We start from the raw sequence: 1534 nt of genomic DNA on the forward strand, positions 1-1534 counted from the left end.
AAGCCAAGATATATGACTCTCAAATTTACCAATGAAAATATTTAATTGCTAAATCAGTATGTGTTGAAGTTAAGGTTCAAGCAGTTTTAGGAAAATATAAGAATTTAAAAGAAGCAATAGCAAACAAAGATAATACAGACTAATTTGAAATTTGGAGTTGGCTTTTCCTCTAAGACAGGAGCCGCATTAGCTACGGGTGGTATTTTAGGAGGCGGAGGAGCTGTTATTTATAACAAAACAACTCCTAAAAATATTCAGGAAGCTCTTGAGTGAAAAGGGTTTTTATTTATTGAAACAATTGAAGATGAGAGTCAAAAACAAAATTCATATAGAGCAGTATATTTAGACAATACAGGAGATATAAGTTCTATTAATTCAGGAATAACAGGAGAAACAGATTGACAGAAAATAAAGACATGATGCCAAACAGAATTAAAGAAGCCTTATGTATCAGAAGATTTTGAAAATAAAGAAAAAATAATTAAATATTGCGAAGATAAGACTCCTAGAACTGTAGAAGCGCATTTAAAGAAAATAAAGCCGCAGGCTTCATGAATTAAGAATAAAGAAACTAATTCGCAAGATGAACCTTATAAGACTATCTTTGCTGTTTATAGATATAGTGATGATTTTTTAAGTGCTATTAATTCTGTTAAGGGAGAAACAGATACTGAATATAAGACCACAACTGAAGCAAGTACAGGATATACAAGATTAAAAACTTGATGTACTTTTAATTTATCTAATTCTGTTAAGGAAATAAAGGATCTTCAACAGTTATATAATCACTTGACTTGATGATGTCAAGAGCTTAATTATTCAACAGTTGAGAACAAAATAAAAAACGATTTGCTTGGTTGGGAAGGTGAAGATTTGACAATTGATGATACCGAGGCTGACAAAGATGGAAGCAATTGAGGCAAAATCAAAGGTTATTGGCAACAAACACCTTTAGTTTTTAAAACTATCAAACCCGATCAAAATGTTGGAACTTCTCTTAAGGGTTCAGATTACAAAAAATGATGTAAAGAAAATTTAAGTAAGAATCTTTCTGAGACTGGTATTTATCAGGAGAAACACTTAGTTGCTAAAGTTGTTTGTGTGAAAGAAAAAGTGCAGAAGCATTTATTTCAGGTAAGTTTGGTTGAAGCAATAGAGAAATCTAAAACAGAAAGCGCTCCGGTCGCATAAACATTTTGAATCTAAGCTTTGCTCCCAAAGCAGTGGGAGCTGTATCATCTGTCGCTGCACTTGTATGTGGATCAACCTTTCTTTATTATGAATCTTTACCCAAGGACTGAAAAGCGGCTCTATCTAGAGAGGGGATAGTTTTGTTGTCATCAGATAGCGAGAATGCCTATAAAGCTATATATTTAGAGAATAAAGATTTTCTAAATGTTGATTTAGGTATTGATATTTCTAATAAAGAGGAAACAGAAGCAATTAAAGAAATACAGAAGTGATGTGATGCAGAGTTGAACCAGGAATATAAGCCAGAAATTGTTTTAGATAGAGAAAAAGTAATTAAGTATTG

Annotated in this window: 2 protein-coding genes; both read left to right on the forward strand. The window is 32.0% G+C overall.

The window, feature by feature from the left end:
• The first annotated feature begins 144 nt into the window (after positions 1 to 144).
• Positions 145 to 1191, forward strand: a complete 1047-nt coding sequence (locus H6411_RS04535) for a hypothetical protein (RefSeq protein WP_216083458.1) — start codon at positions 145 to 147, stop codon at positions 1189 to 1191.
• A gap of 5 nt (positions 1192 to 1196) precedes the next feature.
• Positions 1197 to 1534, forward strand: a 338-nt coding sequence (locus H6411_RS04540; protein WP_216083459.1) for a hypothetical protein, incomplete at its 3' end; no start/stop codon positions are given.

The organism is Candidatus Mycoplasma haematohominis (assembly GCF_902712995.1).
Lineage (GTDB): Bacteria > Bacillota_I > Bacilli_A > Mycoplasmatales > Mycoplasmoidaceae > Eperythrozoon_B > Eperythrozoon_B haematohominis.